Origin of the sequence: Microbacterium sp. EST19A, assembly GCF_019969685.1 — a bacterium.
In the GTDB taxonomy this organism is placed as follows: domain Bacteria; phylum Actinomycetota; class Actinomycetes; order Actinomycetales; family Microbacteriaceae; genus Microbacterium.
This window is the reverse complement of sequence record NZ_JAHXYZ010000001.1, coordinates 1,599,504-1,615,581: the sequence shown is the minus strand read 5'-3', so window position 1 is coordinate 1,615,581 and position 16,078 is coordinate 1,599,504. Positions and strand designations below refer to the sequence as shown.

Sequence of the window (16,078 nt, the reverse complement as noted above, 5' to 3'; positions counted from 1 at the left end):
CGGCCCGGCGACCGCGCCCGGGGCAGGCGTTTCGTCTCGCTGGCGCTCGCTCAACGACCGGGGTGTGAGCATTACATATACTTATTAACCTCGCAATCCGTCTGAATTCCCGGGCTCCCCATGATCCACGTCCCCATTTATAGATATAAATAGACTTATTCCGGATTCCGTCCTACACTCGGTCACGTCGCCCAACGCAGGGCGGCGGAATTCCGACCGAGGAGCATCGTGGCTCAGACCCATTCGGCCTTCATCCGCTCTGTCGTGGAGCGCGTCCGCGAGCGCACCGACGAGGCCACCACCGCCATGTTCGAGCGCTGCTTCGAGAACACGCTCGGCACCACGCTCCGCGAGATGCCCGACGGCACGCTCTTCATGCTCACCGGTGACATCCCCGCGATGTGGCTGCGCGACTCGACCGCCCAGCTCGGCCCCTACCTGCACTTCGCGGTCGAGGACCAGACGATCTCCGACATGATCGCCGCGGTCTCTCGCCGGCAGATCGAGTACGTGCTGCTCGATCCCTATGCAAACGCCTTCAACGCCGAGGCGAACGGTGCCGGACACCAGGGCGACCTCACCGAGCAGTCGCCGTGGGTGTGGGAGCGAAAGTACGAGGTCGACTCGCTCTGCTACCCCGTGCAGCTCGCCCACGACCTCTGGACGCTGACCGGACGCACCGACCACCTCGGCGACTCCTTCGCCCGCGCCGCCCGCGCGATCATCGCCCTGTGGCGCACCGAGCAGCACCACGAGGAGCAGTCGACATATCGGTTCCAGCGTCTCGACGGCCCGACGACCGACACCCTGGTCCGAGATGGACTCGGCGGCGAGACCGCGCCGACCGGACTCACCTGGTCGGCCTTCCGCCCGAGCGACGACGCCTGCGAGTTCGGCTACAACGTCCCCGGCAACATGTTCGCGGCGGTCGAGCTGCAGCACATCGAGACGATCGCCCGCGAGGTGCTCGGCGATGACGACCTCGCGGCGAGCGCCCGCGAACTCCGCGACGACATCGCGCACGCGGTCGAGACCCACGCGGTCGTCTCCTCCCCCGCGGGCGACGACGTCTACGCCTACGAGGTCGACGGGCGCGGCGGCATCCTGCTCCTCGACGACGCGAACGTGCCCAGCCTGCTCTCGCTGCCGATGTTCGGCTGGTGCGGCGCCGATGACCCGCTCTACCTCGCCACCCGCGAGTTCATCCTCAGCACCGCGAATCCCACCTTCATCGCCGGCGCACTCCCGTCGGGGACCGACTCCAGCGGCCTTGGCAGCCCGCACACACCCGCCGGCCACGTCTGGCCCATCGGGCTGTGCATCGAGGCCCTCACCACCGAGGACCCCGCCGAGAAGGACCGCATCCGCCGTCTTCTGCTGGAGACGGATGCCGGAACCGGCTTGATGCACGAGTCGTTCCTCGTGACGGATCCCACCACCTTCACCCGCGAATGGTTCTCGTGGGCGAACGCGATGTTCTGCGAGCTCGTGCTCGACATCACCGGACTGCGAACGCTCACCCGCGTGCCCCTCACGGAAGCGCGCAGCGCATGAGCGTCCCGACGCTCGAGCGTCCGGCATCCGACATCGAACCGACCGCCGCCGCCGGAAAGCCGCCCCGCGCCCGGAAGTCGCGCAACCCGTCCGCGCGTCAGATGACCTGGAACGCCTGGCTGTTCCTGCTCGTGCCCGGCGTGCTGTTCGTCGTCTTCATGGCCCTGCCGATCGTCATGGCGCTCGTGATCAGCTTCACCGACTACGCGATCGTCGGAGACTTCGAGTGGCTCGGACTCGACAACTACTTCCAGATCGCGGTCGACCCGTTCTTCTGGATCGCGCTGCGCAACACCGCGTACTACACGATCCTCTACGTACCCGCCGGACTCATCGTCGCCCTCGGCTCCGCCCTGCTGCTGAATCGCCGTCACCGCGCGGTTCGGCTGTTCCGGACGCTCTTCTACATCCCCGTCGTCGCCTCGACCGTCGCGACGGCCACCATCTGGTTCTGGATGCTGAACCCGCAGAACGGCCTTCTCAACGTCGTGCTCGGGTGGTTCGGCATCGACGGACCCGCGTGGCTGTACGAGTCGCAGTGGGCGATGATCGCCATCGTCATGATGAGCGTCTGGGCCGGCTTCGGCGCCAACATGATCATCTTCCTCGGCGGACTCCAGGGCGTGCCGAACGACCTCTACGAAGCCGCCCGCCTCGATGGAGCGAACGCGTGGCAGCAGTTCCGCTACGTGACCCTGCCGTCGCTCACCCGCACGACGTTCCTCGTGTCGACGCTGCTCATCATCGGCGCGTTCCAGGTGTTCGACCAGGCCTACGTGCTGACCAAGGGCGGCCCGGGCAACTCGACCGTCACGATGGTCTACTACATCTACAACAAGGGCTTCGGCGCCCTCGAGATGGGCTACGCGTCGGCGCTGTCGTTCGTGCTGTTCCTCATCATCCTCGTGTTCTCCCTGCTCAATGCGCGGCTCACGAACAGGAGGAACGTCTGATGACGATTGCCCTGCCCACCCAGCGGAAGAAGACGACGAAGCAGAAGGTCGGCACCGCCGGCTGGTACATCGGCGTGGTGCTGATCAGCATCATCACGGTCGCCCCGCTCGTCTGGACCATCTCGACCTCGCTCAAGCCGGCGAGCGAGATCCTGTCGGGTGCACTCAACCTCATCCCGGCGAACCCGACGATCGAGAACTACCTGCGGGTGTTCGAGGAAGTGCCGTTCGGACGCTACTTCGTGAACTCCCTCGTGCTCGGCATCGGCGGCGCGGCGACGAACATCTTCTTCGGGGCCCTCGGCGGCTACGCCCTCGCGAAGCTGCGGTTCAAGGGTCGGGCGGCGGTGTTCGCGGTGTTCCTGTCGTCGCTCATGATCCCCGGCATCATCACGATGATCCCGTCGTTCCTCATCCTGCGCGGCATCCCGTTCGCGGGCGGCAACGACGTCTTCGGACAGGGCGGGCTCGGCCTGATCAACACCTACTGGGCCGTCATCATCCCGGGAGCCGCCGGAGCGTTCGCCGTCTTCTTCATGAAGCAGTTCTTCGAGACGCTGCCCGACGAGCTCGGCGAGGCCGCCCGCATCGACGGCGCGAGCGAGTTCCGCATCTTCGCGATCATCTACTTCCCGCTCGCGAAGGCCGGACTCGCCGTACTCGGCATCATCAGCTTCCAGGCCGGATGGAACAACTTCCTCTGGCCGCTGATCGTGCTCAACAGCCAGGACATGATGACCGTCCAGGTCGGGCTCGCCTCGTTCGTCAACAACTACGAGACCGCGTTCGGACCGCTCATGGCCGGCACCGTGATCGCGAGCCTGCCCGTCCTGCTCGTCTTCCTCTTCGCCCAGCGCTACATCATCGAGGGCGTCGCGCACGTCGGCTCGAAATGACTTTTCCCCTTTCACCCACCACCAAGGAGAGTTCGATGAAGAAACACCTGCGAGTACTGAGCGTCGTCGCCACCGCGGCGCTCGCCGTGACCGTGGCCGGATGCGCCTCCGGCGATTCCGGCGGCGGCGACGGAGACGGACCCGAGCCCGTCGTCATGTGGGGCTCGTGGTCGGGCGACCAGGTCGACCAGCTCGAGGAGCAGGCCGCCCGCTTCAACGAGTCGCAGGACGAGTACGAGGTCTCGTACGTGCCGCAGGAGCTCGTCGAGGAGAAGCTGCTCACCGCTCTCGCCGGCGGACAGGTTCCCGATGTCGTGCTGTGGGACAGGTACCAGACGTCGCTCTACGCTCCGAAGGGCGCCCTCGCTCCGATCGACGAATTCGTCGAGAAGGATGACATCGACACGAGCATGTTCTACGAGCCCGCGCTCGGTGAGATGACGGTCGACGACACGCTCTACGGCCTGCCGCTGCTGGTCGACAACCGCTCGCTGCTCTACAACAAGACCCTGCTGGCGGATGCCGGAGTCGAGGCGCCCACGAACTGGGACGAGCTCAAGACCGCCGCCGAGGCCCTCGCGGTCTCCGATGGCGGCAAGCTCAGCCAGGCGGGAATCGACCTCAGCGACCCGGGACTCTTCAACATGTATCTCGCCCAGGCGGGCGGGCAGCTGCTCAACGACGACCAGACCAAGACGGCGTACAACAGCCCCGAGGGCATCGAGGTCCTCGAGTTCTGGAAGAGCCTGCTCGACGCCGACGTCTACGAGCAGGGCTTCGGCGACACCGGAGACTCCTTCGCCGAGAGCAAGACGGCCATGAAGCTCGACGGTCCGTGGGCGCTCTCGACGCTCGACAAGGTCGACGGCCTCGAGTACGGCGTCGTGCCGCCGCCCGCCGGACCGAACGGCGACACCGGCGCCTACATGGGCGGCTTCGGGCTCGTCATCCCCGAGGGCGCGAAGAACGCCGAGGGTGCGTGGGAGTTCATGAAGTGGTGGACGACCGAGGCCGAGAACGGCGTCGCGTTCGGCGAGATCGCCGGATGGATCCCCGCGAACATCGAGGCCGCGAACGACCCGTACTTCACCGAGAACGAGCACTACTCCGCCTTCATCGAGACGATGAACTACGCGCAGGCCCGGCCGAACGTGAAGGGCTACTCCGACGTCGACGGCAAGGCGCTCGTTCCCGCACTCGAGCGGTTCCTGTCGGGCGAGATCTCGGCCGAGCAGGCGCTCAAGGAAGCCCAGGAGCAGGGCGACCAGATCCTCGAGCAGAACCGCTGACGCGGCATCCGCTCTTCAGGTCGCGAAAACGGCCGCCTGCCCCGGTTCCGGTCGCGAAATCGGCCGCATCTCAGGCCCGGATGCAGCCGTTTTCGCGACCGGAACGACTCGAACGTCGCCGTCGGCGACAGAAAAAGGAATCATGACCAGCACGACCGCTGAGACCTGGTCGGCCCACGCCGACATCGCCCAGCAGAGCCTCGACCACTTCTTCCGGGTGGGCGGCTCCCAGTACCTGGCGAACAGCCACCCGCACGACCGCGGCAACACCGAGGTGTTCAACTACTGGTGGCTCGCCCACGTGATCGACGCCCGCACCGACGCGTGGGAGCGCTCCGGCGACCCGGCGTGGCGTTCGCTCGCGATCGTCGCCCGCGACAACATCGTCGAGCGCAACGGCGGTCAGCTCTTCAACGACTACTTCGACGACATGCTGTGGTTCGCCCTGGCCCTCGAGCGCGTGCATGAGGCCACCGGAGAGCAGCAGTACCTCGACGAGGCCATCGCGATCTGGGACCACGTCATCGCCGAGGGGTGGAACGACACCCTCGGTTGGAGTCTCGCCTGGCGCAAGCAGCAGCTCGCCTACAAGAACACCCCGGCGAACGGTCCGCTCGTGATCCTCGGGGTGCGGCTGAGCCGGCACGACGACTCGCGCGACTACCTCGGGTGCGCGCGCACGGCCTTCGACTGGCTCACGGCGAACCTCGTCGGCGCGGACGGCTTCGTCGAGGACGGCGTGAACCGCGAGGGCGACGGCGCGGTCGACACCCAGTGGCGGTTCACGTACAACCAGGGCCTGTACGTGGGCGCGGCGGTCGAGCTGTTCGGCGCGACCGGTGACCGGTCGTACCTGGAGCGGGCGGTGCAGACGGCGGTGGCCGCGGTGCGTTCGCTGAGCGACGGCACCGTCTTCCCCGACGAGGGCGACGGCGGCGACGAGGGCCTCTTCAAGGGCGTGTACTACCGGTATCTCGGGGAACTGCTCGCGGTTCTCGCCGCGGAGGACTCGTTCGCGGACGAGCGTGCCGAGCTGGAGGCTTTCCTTCGGGCCGGGACGGATGCCCTGTGGGCGAACGGCCTCGTCGGCGGACGGCTGCGCCCGGGGAACGACTGGTCGAAGGGTCCGGTCGAGTGGATCCCGTACTCGACCATGGTCAGCGCGATCTTCGCGGTCGAGCAGCGGGCGCGGCTGGAAGCGCGGGATGCTGAGGCGGGGGATGCTGCGGCAGGGGATGCCGGGGCCGAGACGGTGGTGCCGGAGGGGGTGCCCGCGGCGGGGTGAGGGCCGTGCACAAGGATCCGCCCGTGGGCTTCGGCCTGCGGGCGGATCTCTGTGTCTGCGGTATCCGGGGTGGTGACGTTTTTCGGAGGACAGGACTTTTCTCGGAGGAATCCCCGTGAAACCCTCCGAGAAACGTCACAGTCTCAGGGATTCGTCGGGTTCTAGCCCCGCGGCACCGCCGACGAGGCGCCCACCACGAGCTCGACCGGCAGGACGACCTTCTCGATCGCGTGCGACGCGTCGATCTGACGGCGCACCGACTCGATCGCCTTGACGCCCAGCTCGTGCTGCGCCTGGCGGATGTGGGTGTACCGGAACATGCGGGTGTCGAAGAACGCGTCGGGGTGGTCGAAGCAGACGATCGAGATGTCGGTCGGCACGTCGAGCCCGAGCCGGTCGCACGCCTCGCGCAGCATCAGGGCGATGTTGTACTCCGCGGCGACGTAGCCGGTGATGTCGGGATGCTGCTCCACGAACTCGACGAGCCGGGCGATGTCGTCTTCGGCGGTCTCGGAGCTGCCGGGCACGGTGGAGCCGATGGTCCGCAGCTCGGCCCGGTTCTCGAGCGGAAGATGGTTCATGGCGTGGGCGTGGATGTAGCCGCTGCGCCGGTCGTCGCTCGATGACACGTGGCTGGTCGAGCTCACGAACCCGATCGTCTGGTGTCCGAGCTCCAGCAGGTGCTCGGTGGCGGCGCGACCGCCGGCGGCGTTGTCGGAGCAGACGGCCGACACCGGGATGCCGTCGAAGATGCGGTCGAGGATCACGACGGGGAACTTCTTCGCGACGAGCTCGAGCGCCGCAGGCGGGATGTACTCCGACGAGCTCGGCAGCAGGATGAGGCCGTCGACACCGGCATCCACCAGCGCCCGGATGCAGGCGTCCTCTTCGTCGAGGTCGCCACCGGAGCGCTTGATCGCGACATGCGTGCCGGCACCCGTCGCCGCGAGGATGCCCTCGATGATCTTGTTGCCGAACGTGTCGTCGAAGCTGGTCAGCACGCAGCCGATGAGGGTGGAGTCCCGGTGGGGCTCTGCGGTCACGCGCACCGTGGCCGTGGTCGGCGTGGCGCTCGTGACGACCGTGCCGATACGCGGCCGGCGCATGATCATCCCGTCGGTGCGCAGCAGCTCCAGCGCACGCTTGACGGTGATCGGGCTGACCTCGAACTGCTTCGACAGCTCGGCCTCCGACGGCAGCTTCTCGCCGACGGCGTACGTCCCCTGCGTGATCGACTCGCGCAACGATTCATAGACCCGCTTGTAGAGCACGCTGTCCCCTCGCCGTGAATAGTTATATTTAATCTACAGGGGCAGGCTTACAGCGACAAAGCCCCGAGCACAGCACGTCCGGAATCTCCGGTTTCGTGGCGGGAATCCGGCTGCGCGATCGAGCGTCGAAGCGGATGATCGTAGGAGAGGAAACCCTACGAAGGAGCGACATGCGCGCCATCACCGTCCAGGACAGAGAAGCAGGGGTCGGCGGACTCCGACTCGCCGAGCGCCCGTACCCGCACGCGGCCGAGAACGACGTCGTCGTGCGTGTGCACGCGGCCGGCTTCACACCCGGCGAACTCGACTGGCCCGCGACCTGGACAGATCGCGCCGGACGCGATCGCACCCCCAGCATCCCCGGCCACGAGGTCTCCGGCGTGGTCGTCGACCTCGGGTACGGCACGACGGGTCTCACGATCGGCCAGCGGGTGTTCGGCCTGACCGACTGGGCCCGCGACGGATCGCTCGCCGAGTTCGTCGCCGTCGAGGCGCGCAACCTCGCTCCGCTCCCCGCCGACATCACCTCGACGCGGCCAGCCTGCCCATCTCGGGCCTGACGGCCTGGCAGGGCCTGGTCGAGCACGGCGGAGTCCGCGCGGGCCAGACGGTCATGATCCACGGCGCGGCGGGCGGGGTCGGCGCTTTCGCGGTGCAGATCGCGAGGGATGCCGGTGCCGTCGTGATCGGGACCGGTCGGTCGCACCACCGCGACGACGTGCTCCGTCTCGGCGCGCACCGGTTCGTCGACCTCGAGTCCGAGTGGCGCGGCGACGAGAACCAGGCGGACCTGGTGTTCGACGTCCTCGGCGGCCAGGTGCTGACCGATTCGGTGGCGCTCGTCCGCCCCGGCGGCACCCTCGTGACGATCGCCGAGCCGCTCGCCGAAGCACCGTCCGGCGTGCGCGCCGTGTTCTTCGTCGTCGAGCCCGACCGGTATCAGCTGGCGGAGCTCGCCCGCCTCGTGCGCGACGGCCGTCTCACCCCGCAGATCGGCGGCGTCGTGTCACTGGAGGATGCCGCCACGGCCTTCACCCGCCGCGGGAACGGCAAGGGCAGGATGATCGTCGGAGTCGCGGAGGACGCGTAATTCCGAGTCAGAACCCGTGACGATTCGCGGAGACGATGACGAATCACGGACACATTCGTGGAAAAGTCTCCGCGATTCGTCACGACCTCCGTGATTCGTCACCGCGAACCGGGCGGTCTATCCGACGTCGTGCCCCTGCATCCGTCCCACCGCGACGCGCACCATCGCCGCGTTCGTCGAGGCCGGCATCCCGTCGGGCAGGGTCAGCACATCCTCGAGGCCGATCCGGGTGTCATGCCCGAGTTCGACGGCGAGGTCGAACGCGGGCCAGGCCGAACCCTCCTCGCCGTGCAGCAGGATCGGCATGCCCGGCTCCTCGAGCAGCACGTGCGCGATGAGGCCCTCGGCGTGGTCGCGCACGACCTCCGCCGCCTCGTCGGGCAGCTCGACCAGCACGCGCAGGCAGTCGCCCCGCACCGGGGAAACCCGCCAGACCTCGAGGCCGCCGGGATCCCAGATCCCCGCCTCGACGCCGATGCCCCGGCCCTGCAGCAGGGCGGCGACCGCGTCGGCTCCCGCCTCGTGCCAGTTCACCGAGGCGAAGTCCGGAAGCTCCGTCCACCCCGCGATCGCCGCGAGACGCTGTTCGACATCGGGCTCGGCCCAGGCCCCGGTCGTCACGCCGACCGGCACGTCGGGGCATGCGGCTCGCACCGCACGCAGCCATCGCGCGACGTCATCGCCGTCGAGGCTGTCCTTGCCCGCGGCATCCTTCGGGTGGACGTGGATCGCCTGCGCTCCGGCGGCGACAGACCTCGCCGCGTCCTCCGCGACGACGGCCGGATCGGCGACCAGCCACGGATGCTCCGCGATGTCCCTGGCGCCGTTGACGCACACCTGCAGCAGCACGTTCGTCACGCGCTTCGTCAGCTGCCGGAACCCGACTCCGCGCGTCGGCTTCCCGCCTCGAGCACGTCGCCGGCCGGAAGCTCCTGGTGCCCGCCGAACTGCAGCCGCATGGCCGACAGCACCTGGTTCGCGAAGTGGTCCTCACCGCGCGACGCGAAGCGTTCGAAGAGGGATGCCGCGAGCACGGGCACCGGAACGCCGACATCGACCGCGGCCTTCACCGTCCAGCGTCCCTCGCCCGAGTCGGAGACGCGGCCGGCCAGGCCGTCGAGTTTCGGGTTCTCGTTCAGGGCCGCGGCCGTGAGGTCGAGGAGCCACGACGAGACCACGGAGCCGCGGCGCCACAGCTCGGTGACCTTCGCGGTGTCGATCGGGAACTGGTAGAACTCCGGCTCTTCGAGCGGCGCGATCTCGGCGGAATGCTCAGCCTCGCGGATCCCGGCGTCCGCATTGTCGAGCAGGTTGAGGCCCTCGGCGAGCGCGGCCATGATGCCGTACTCGATGCCGTTGTGGACCATCTTGACGAAGTGACCGGCACCCGAGGGACCGCAGTGCAGGAAGCCCAGCTCCTCCGGCGCGAAATCCCCGGTGCGGCCCGGGGTCCGCTCGATCTCGCCGGCACCGGGAGCGATGGTGCGGAAGATCGGCTCGAGGCGCTGCACCGCGGCATCCGGTCCACCCACCATGAGGCAGTACCCGCGCTCGAGGCCGAAGACGCCGCCGCTCGTGCCCACATCGAGGTAGTCGATGCCCTTCTCGCGGAACACCGCTGCGCGGCGCACGTCGTCGCGGTAGTTCGAGTTGCCGCCGTCGATGAGCGCGTCGCCGGATTCGAGAGCCGCGGCGACCTCGTCGGCGACCTGTCCGGTGAGCGATGCGGGCACCATCATCCAGACGGCGCGCGGCACCTCGAGCTTCGACACCAGATCCAGGATGCTGTCCGCGCCCACGGCGCCCTCGGCGACCAGTGCCTGCACGGCATCCGCGTTCACGTCATAGACCACGCACTCGTGACCTGCGCGCATCAACCGGCGAACGATGTTCGCACCCATTCGTCCGAGTCCGACCATCGCCAGTTGCATTGCATTCCCTCCGGAAGTGTTCGCGACGATGCGCGTGATGCGCGCACCTGGGGCCGATGCTACGCCTCCGAGGTGTCTCGTTCCTCACTGGTACAGGTCGCGAGGGTGCGGTTCTTCGCCCGGCGCATCCGCGGACGGCCCCTCCTCCGATCGCACGGTGTGCTGCACCTGCCGTGCGACGGCAGCCCCGCGCCCGACCTTCACGGCTTCCGCCTCGCTCTCGAAGCCGTCGCCGAGCGTGTGCGATTCGCCTTCGATGCGGTTGAACCAGATGCCGTCGCGGTGGAATGTCTCGATGTCGCCTGCAGCCATGCGGGTGATCCCTTCCTGTCTGCGCCCCTTTCTAGGCGAGGCGGACGAGGAGGGAGGAGGCCCTTGACACGTCATGGCGGCGGCGGCGGGCGCCGGCGGCGACGTGACGCTCGAACCGTCCACACCTCCAGTATTCTGCGGGGCGCTGGTAACGTTCCCTTGGATCGCACGCAGGACCAGGCAGGCGGGACTGCGGCAGCACAGGGCGGAGGGCAGGGCATGGGCGAACGCACACGCCGCCCCACCGTCAAAGAGGTCGCACTGCGCGCCGGCGTCAGCCCCATGACCGTGTCGCGCACGCTCTCGGGCGGCCTCAACGTCAAGCCCGACGTGCAGCAGCGCGTGCTCGACGCCGTGGCCGAGCTCGGCTACCACCGCAACGAGAACGCGCGCAGCATCCGTCCGGGTCACAGCAGCGGACTCATCGGCGTCGCGATCACCAACATCGCCAACCCGTACTACAGCACCTTCGCGCTCGGCGTCGAGGAGGAGGCCGCGCTCACCGGCCGCCGCATCCTGCTCGGCAACACGTCGGAAGACGTCACGCGCGAAGCCGACCTCGTCGGCGACTTCCTCGGCCGGCGGGTCGACGGGCTGATCGTGGTGCCGGCCGGCTCGGCATCCGCTCATCTCGCGAGTTCGCAGAGCCAGGGCGTTCCCGTCGTTCTCGCCTCGCGCCGCATCGACGGACTCGAGGCCGACAGCGTGGTGCTCGACGACATCGACGGCGCCTTCCGCGGCACGACCGCCTTGATCGACCGCGGCCACACCCGCATCGGCTACCTCGGCAACACGCTCTCGATCTTCACCGGCGCCCGTCGTCACGCGGGGTACGTGCGGGCGCTCGAGGGGCGCGGCCTGACCGAGGACCCGCGCCTCGTCTCGGCGAACCAGCAGACCGTCGACCAGGCCCGCGAGGCCACGCGTGCCCTGCTGCGCGTCAAGAACCCGCCCACCGCGATCTTCTGCGCCAACAACCGCAACGCGATCGGCGCGCTCAAGGAGATCAGCCACCAGATCGGCACCGGGCTGCGCGCGGCCGCGGAGTTCCCCGAGCTGATGAGCTTCGACGACTTCGAGCTCGCCGAGCTCTCCCCCGTGCCCATCAGCGTGATCGACCACGACCCGCGCGAGCTCGGACGCACGGCCGCGCGGCTGCTGCTCGATCGGCTCGACGGCGGCGAGCGCGACGCCCCGGTGCGCGAGATCGAGCTGCCGGTCGCGTTGCGCGGCGTGCGCTGAGGCTCCAGCGCCGCTCAGCCGCCTGGTCGGCCCGTGCGGCGTGCGCCTCGGAAGGACTTGTGCACCTGCAGAGGATGGCGTCGCAGCATCCGTCCTCTGGAAGCGCGCATCCCCTCGCGAAGCGCCCGGAACCCGCGACGGGACTCGCCCCGAGAAGGGTGTTGACACTCGCGCGACCTCATTGATAACGTTACCAACATTCAACGAGGAGGACACCGATGGAGCTGTGCATCGATTTCGGGGGCACCGAGATCAAGCTCGCCGTCATCGACGATGCGCGCGTCCTCGCCTCGGGCAGGATCCCGGTTGAGGGCGGCGCGGCCGATCTGGCCGCCGCTGCCGTCGAAGCCCGTCGGCTTCTCGCCGAGACCGCCAGAGGAGCGGATGCCGTCGGCATCGCGGTCCCCGGAGTCGTCGATCCCGCCACCGGACGGATGCTGCACGCCAACGCCAAGTACGACTTCCTGCGCGACTTCGACCTGAACGGCTGGTCGCTCCGAGAGTTCGAACTCTCGGCCGTCGTCGAGAACGACGCCCGCGCCGCCCTCGTCGGCGAGACCTCGACCGGAAGCGCCGCCGGGGAGCGCGACGCCGTGCTCGTCACCCTCGGCACCGGCATCGGCACGGCCGCCTTGATCAACGGCATCCCGCTGCGCGGACGCACCGGGCACGCCGGCATCCTCGGCGGACACGTGACCATCGACATCGACGGGCCGGTGTGCCCGTGCGGGAACATCGGATGCGGCGAGGCCCTCGCGAGCAGCCGCACCCTCCGCGAAGCGGGCGACGTGAAGATGAGCGACATCTTCGCGAGCGACGCGCACGCCGACGTCCGGGACGGCTTCCTGCACGTGTGGGGCGCCGTCGTCACCACCCTCGTGCACTCCTACGATCCGGCGGTCGTGATCCTCTCGGGCGGCATCCTGCGCGCGGGAGCCGCGGTCCGCGAGCCGATCGAGACCTACGTCGGCGCGCACCTGTGGCCGTCGATGACGGCACCGCGCTTCGTCGTCCCGCCCGAGCCCGAGCTCGCCGTCGCCCGCGGCCTGAGCGTCCTGGCCCGCACGACTCCGTCCCCCGCCACTCACTCCCAGGAGGATCAGTGACCACCCCGATCAGCGACATGCACGAAGGGCACACCACCCGAGGTCGCTACGACACGCAGCCCACGATCGCCCTGCCCGAGGGCGAACGGATCCTCCGCGGCGCCGAGGGCTGGCTCGAGGCCGCCGAGGTCGCCGAGGTGCGCGCTCGCGCCACGGGCACCGCACCGGTGCTGATCGTCGACACGTATCCGGGCGTCGACATCCCCGCTCTCACCGCGAAGGTGCGCGCCGCCCTGCCGGACTGGACCGTCGTCGACGTCGAGACGGCCGCCCGCCCGGAGGCCGAGGTCGAGCAGCTGATCGCCCCGAACCTCACCGACGATCGCGTCTTCGGCGTGATGAGCCACTTCGCCCTCGCCGACTTCTACGACGCCGAGAGGCTCGAGGCTCTCGCCCGCGACATCACCACCGAGCCGACCGTCGTGATCGGCTGGGGCGCCGCCCTGCTCGAGCCGCTGCTCGACGGGCCCGCGGCATCCGTCCTGGTCGACATGGCGCGCTGGGAGATCCAGCTGCGCCAGCGCAAGGGCGCCACCAACTGGCGTGCCGCGAACCCCGGCGAAGACAACCTCCGCAAGTACAAGCGGGGCTTCTTCGTCGAGTGGCGTGTCGCCGACCGCCACAAGCGCGGCCTCTTCGACACCCTCGACTTCGTGCTCGACGGCAACGCCATCGCGCCCGCCGAACCGCACGCCGACTCTCCGGATGCCGGCATGATCTCGGGCACCGCGTTCCGCCAGACGCTGAAGGATGCCGCGACCCGGCCCCTGAGGGTCGTGCCGTTCTTCGACCCCGGCGTGTGGGGCGGCCAGTGGATGAAGAATCTCATCGGCCTCGACCCGTCGAAGGACAACTACGCCTGGTGCTTCGACTGCGTGCCCGAGGAGAACTCGCTCCTGCTCGAGGGCGACGGCGGGGTCATCGAGATCCCGGCGCTCGACCTCGTGTTCAGCCGCCCGGTCGACCTGCTCGGCGCGAAGACCTTCGCGCGGTTCGGGGCCGAGTTCCCGATCCGCTTCGACTTCCTCGACACGATGGATGGCGGCAACCTCAGCCTGCAGGTGCACCCGCTGACCGACTACATCCAGAACACGTTCGGCATGCATTACACCCAGGACGAGAGCTACTACATGCTCGACGTCGGCGATGACGCGGTCGTGTACCTCGGCACCAAGGAGGGCATCGACCGCTCCGAGATGCTGCAGGATCTGGCGACGGCGCAGGACGGCGAGCATCCGTTCCCCGCCGAGAAGTACGTGAACGCGTTCCCCGCGAAGAAGCACGACCACTTCGCGATCCCCGCCGGCACCGTGCACTGCTCGGGCGCGAACTCGATGGTGCTGGAGATCTCGGCGACGCCGTTCATCTTCACCTTCAAGCTCTGGGACTGGGGCCGCGTCGGCCTCGACGGCATCCCGCGTCCGGTGCACCTCGACCACGGCACGCGCAACATCCAGTGGGACCGCGACACCGCCTGGGTCACCGACAACCTCGTCGGCCAGGTCGAGACCATCGCCACCCACGACGACGTGACCGAGGAGAGCACCGGGCTGCACGAGCTCGAGTTCATCGAGGTGCGCCGCCACTGGTTCGCGCAGGGCGCCGACCACGACACCGATGGCACGGTCAACGTGCTCAACCTGGTCGAGGGCGACGAGGTGCGCGTGATCAGCCCGACCGGCGCTTTCGACCCGTTCATCGTCCACTACGCCGAGACGTTCATCGTGCCGGCCGCCGTGGGCGCATACCGGATCGAGCGCACCGAGTACTCGCGCAGCGCCCGCTTCGCGACCGTCAAGGCGTACGTGCGCGGCTCGCGCACGAGCGACAACTGAACAGCACACAGCAACCGAACGAACGAAGGAGTTCTGCATGAACGCGCGAAGCAAGATCGCCGCCAGCGTGGCCGGCCTGATCATCGGCGGGCTCGCTCTCGCCGGCTGCTCGGGAGGGGGAGGGGATGCCGGTTCCGGCGAGGTCACCGGCACCCTCGACTTCTACACCGACAAAGCGGCGTGGAAGCCTGACTTCGAGTCGCTCAACGACACGAGCGGCGAGGCGGCCGACATCACGCTGAAGACGACCGGCTATTCGGACGCCAACCAGTACGACGCCTTCATCAAGCAGTCGTTCCGCACGGCCAAGTCTCCCGGCCTCTTCACCTGGCACACCGGCGAATCGCTCAAGGAGCTCGTCGACGAGGGCCTGGTCGCCGAGACCACCGACATCTGGAAGAAGGCCGTCGACGAGGGCTGGGTGAGCGAGGACCTGCGCGACAGCTACACGTACGACGACAAGCAGTACTGCGTGCCGATGAACATCGCCTACTGGATCATGTTCTACAACAAGGCCGCCTTCGCCGACAACGGCGTCGAGGTCCCGACCACCTGGGATGAGCTGAACACCGCGGCCGAGACGCTCAAGGGCGCCGGAGTCACGCCGTACTACCAGACCAGCGTGCTGTTCACCTTCCAGTGGTTCGAGCACCTGGTCGCCTCGACCGACCCCGACCTCTACGAGGGCCTCACCACCGGCGAGGTGAAGTACACCGACCCCGAGATCGTCGACATCATGAACGTCTGGCGCGACGAGCACGAGGACGGCTGGTTCAGCGACGCGGGCAGCACGACCGACCCCGCGGTCGGCCTGAAGCAGGGCGACTACGCGATGATCAACTTCGGCACGTTCTTCGCGGGCAACCTCGCGGGCGCCGGGATGACCACCGACGACTACGGCATGTTCGCGATCCCCGCGGTGAACAGCGACCTCGAGACCACCCCGGTGGCCGTCGAATCGGGTCCGCTCTGCACCGCCGAGAACTCGAAGCAGCGCGACCTCGGTCTCGCCTACGCCGAGTGGTGGATGTCGCCCGACGCGCAGACCGCCTGGAACGATGCGCACGGCGACGTCGCGTTCAACCCGAAGGCCACGGTGTCCGACCCGGCACTGGCCGAGATCGGCGAGCAGATCGCGGGCGACGGATACTCGCTCTACGACCGGTTCTTCGAGGCCATGCCGACCGAGATCGTGACCACCGCGATCGAGCAGTTCGGTGCCTTCAACGCCAACCCCGGCGACCCGATGCCGTACCTCGAGAAGATCCAGGCCACGGCTGACAAGTACTGGGCAGAGCAGGAGTAGTCACGCCG

The 16,078-nt window shown here is 68.4% G+C and carries 15 protein-coding genes; 11 read left to right on the top strand and 4 right to left on the bottom strand.

Going from position 1 to position 16,078, the window contains the following annotated elements; all coding sequences use genetic code 11:
- Positions 1–228 precede the first annotated feature (228 nt).
- From LC452_RS07950 to LC452_RS07930, 5 genes are all read left to right on the top strand, one after another.
- Positions 229–1,554 carry a glycoside hydrolase family 125 protein gene (locus LC452_RS07950; RefSeq protein WP_223623942.1) on the top strand — a complete coding sequence of 442 codons (1,326 nt, stop codon included), beginning with the start codon at positions 229–231 and terminating at the stop codon, positions 1,552–1,554.
- Positions 1,551–2,507: a carbohydrate ABC transporter permease gene (locus LC452_RS07945; RefSeq protein ID WP_223623940.1), complete on the top strand. Its 957-nt coding sequence runs from the start codon at positions 1,551–1,553 to the stop codon at positions 2,505–2,507. Before LC452_RS07950 ends, LC452_RS07945 begins: the two co-directional genes overlap by 4 nt.
- On the top strand, positions 2,507–3,403 hold the full coding sequence (locus LC452_RS07940) for a carbohydrate ABC transporter permease (RefSeq protein WP_223623938.1): 897 nt from the start codon (positions 2,507–2,509) through the stop codon (positions 3,401–3,403). Before LC452_RS07945 ends, LC452_RS07940 begins: the two co-directional genes overlap by 1 nt.
- Positions 3,404–3,438: 35 nt before the next feature.
- Entirely contained in the window at positions 3,439–4,692 is a 1,254-nt protein-coding gene (locus LC452_RS07935; protein ID WP_223623936.1) for an ABC transporter substrate-binding protein, read from the top strand.
- A gap of 142 nt (positions 4,693–4,834) precedes the next feature.
- The gene (locus LC452_RS07930; protein ID WP_223623934.1) at positions 4,835–5,977 is read left to right on the top strand and encodes a glycoside hydrolase family 76 protein; all 1,143 of its coding nucleotides are present in this window, start codon (positions 4,835–4,837) and stop codon (positions 5,975–5,977) included.
- A gap of 161 nt (positions 5,978–6,138) precedes the next feature.
- On the opposite strand, the gene LC452_RS07925 is transcribed toward LC452_RS07930, so the two are convergent.
- Positions 6,139–7,248 (bottom strand): GntR family transcriptional regulator, encoded by a 1,110-nt coding sequence (locus tag LC452_RS07925; RefSeq protein WP_223623932.1) that lies wholly within the window; start codon positions 7,246–7,248, stop codon positions 6,139–6,141.
- Positions 7,249–7,418: 170 nt separating this feature from the next.
- On the opposite strand from LC452_RS07925, the gene LC452_RS07920 reads away from it, so the two are divergent.
- Positions 7,419–7,808 (top strand): alcohol dehydrogenase catalytic domain-containing protein, encoded by a 390-nt coding sequence (locus LC452_RS07920; RefSeq protein WP_223623930.1) that lies wholly within the window; start codon positions 7,419–7,421, stop codon positions 7,806–7,808.
- A 53-nt stretch (positions 7,809–7,861) separates the two neighbouring features.
- Positions 7,862–8,338, top strand: a complete 477-nt coding sequence (locus LC452_RS07915) for a zinc-binding dehydrogenase (RefSeq protein ID WP_223623928.1) — start codon at positions 7,862–7,864, stop codon at positions 8,336–8,338.
- Positions 8,339–8,455: 117 nt separating this feature from the next.
- Here LC452_RS07915 and LC452_RS07910 read toward each other — a convergent pair whose 3' ends face one another.
- The 3 genes from LC452_RS07910 to LC452_RS07900 all read right to left on the bottom strand — a co-directional run bounded on the left by LC452_RS07910 (position 8,456) and on the right by LC452_RS07900 (position 10,581).
- Entirely contained in the window at positions 8,456–9,196 is a 741-nt protein-coding gene (locus LC452_RS07910) for a 3-keto-5-aminohexanoate cleavage protein (protein ID WP_223623926.1), read from the bottom strand.
- An 8-nt stretch (positions 9,197–9,204) separates the two neighbouring features.
- Entirely contained in the window at positions 9,205–10,269 is a 1,065-nt protein-coding gene (gene gnd / locus LC452_RS07905; RefSeq protein WP_223623924.1) for a phosphogluconate dehydrogenase (NAD(+)-dependent, decarboxylating), read from the bottom strand.
- Positions 10,270–10,353: 84 nt separating this feature from the next.
- Complete coding sequence (locus LC452_RS07900; protein WP_223623922.1) at positions 10,354–10,581, bottom strand: hypothetical protein; 228 nt, start codon at positions 10,579–10,581, stop codon at positions 10,354–10,356.
- 219 nt (positions 10,582–10,800) lie between these two features.
- Between LC452_RS07900 and LC452_RS07895 the strand changes: the two genes are divergently transcribed.
- The 4 genes from LC452_RS07895 to LC452_RS07880 all read left to right on the top strand — a co-directional run bounded on the left by LC452_RS07895 (position 10,801) and on the right by LC452_RS07880 (position 16,070).
- A complete protein-coding gene (locus tag LC452_RS07895) occupies positions 10,801–11,823 on the top strand; it encodes a LacI family DNA-binding transcriptional regulator (RefSeq protein WP_223623921.1) in 1,023 nt (340 codons plus the stop codon).
- 218 nt (positions 11,824–12,041) lie between these two features.
- The gene (locus LC452_RS07890) at positions 12,042–12,929 is read left to right on the top strand and encodes an ROK family protein (RefSeq protein WP_223623919.1); all 888 of its coding nucleotides are present in this window, start codon (positions 12,042–12,044) and stop codon (positions 12,927–12,929) included.
- A complete protein-coding gene (locus tag LC452_RS07885) occupies positions 12,926–14,764 on the top strand; it encodes a class I mannose-6-phosphate isomerase (protein ID WP_223623917.1) in 1,839 nt (612 codons plus the stop codon). Before LC452_RS07890 ends, LC452_RS07885 begins: the two co-directional genes overlap by 4 nt.
- A 37-nt stretch (positions 14,765–14,801) precedes the next feature.
- A complete protein-coding gene (locus LC452_RS07880; protein ID WP_223623915.1) occupies positions 14,802–16,070 on the top strand; it encodes an ABC transporter substrate-binding protein in 1,269 nt (422 codons plus the stop codon).
- Positions 16,071–16,078 lie beyond the last annotated feature (8 nt).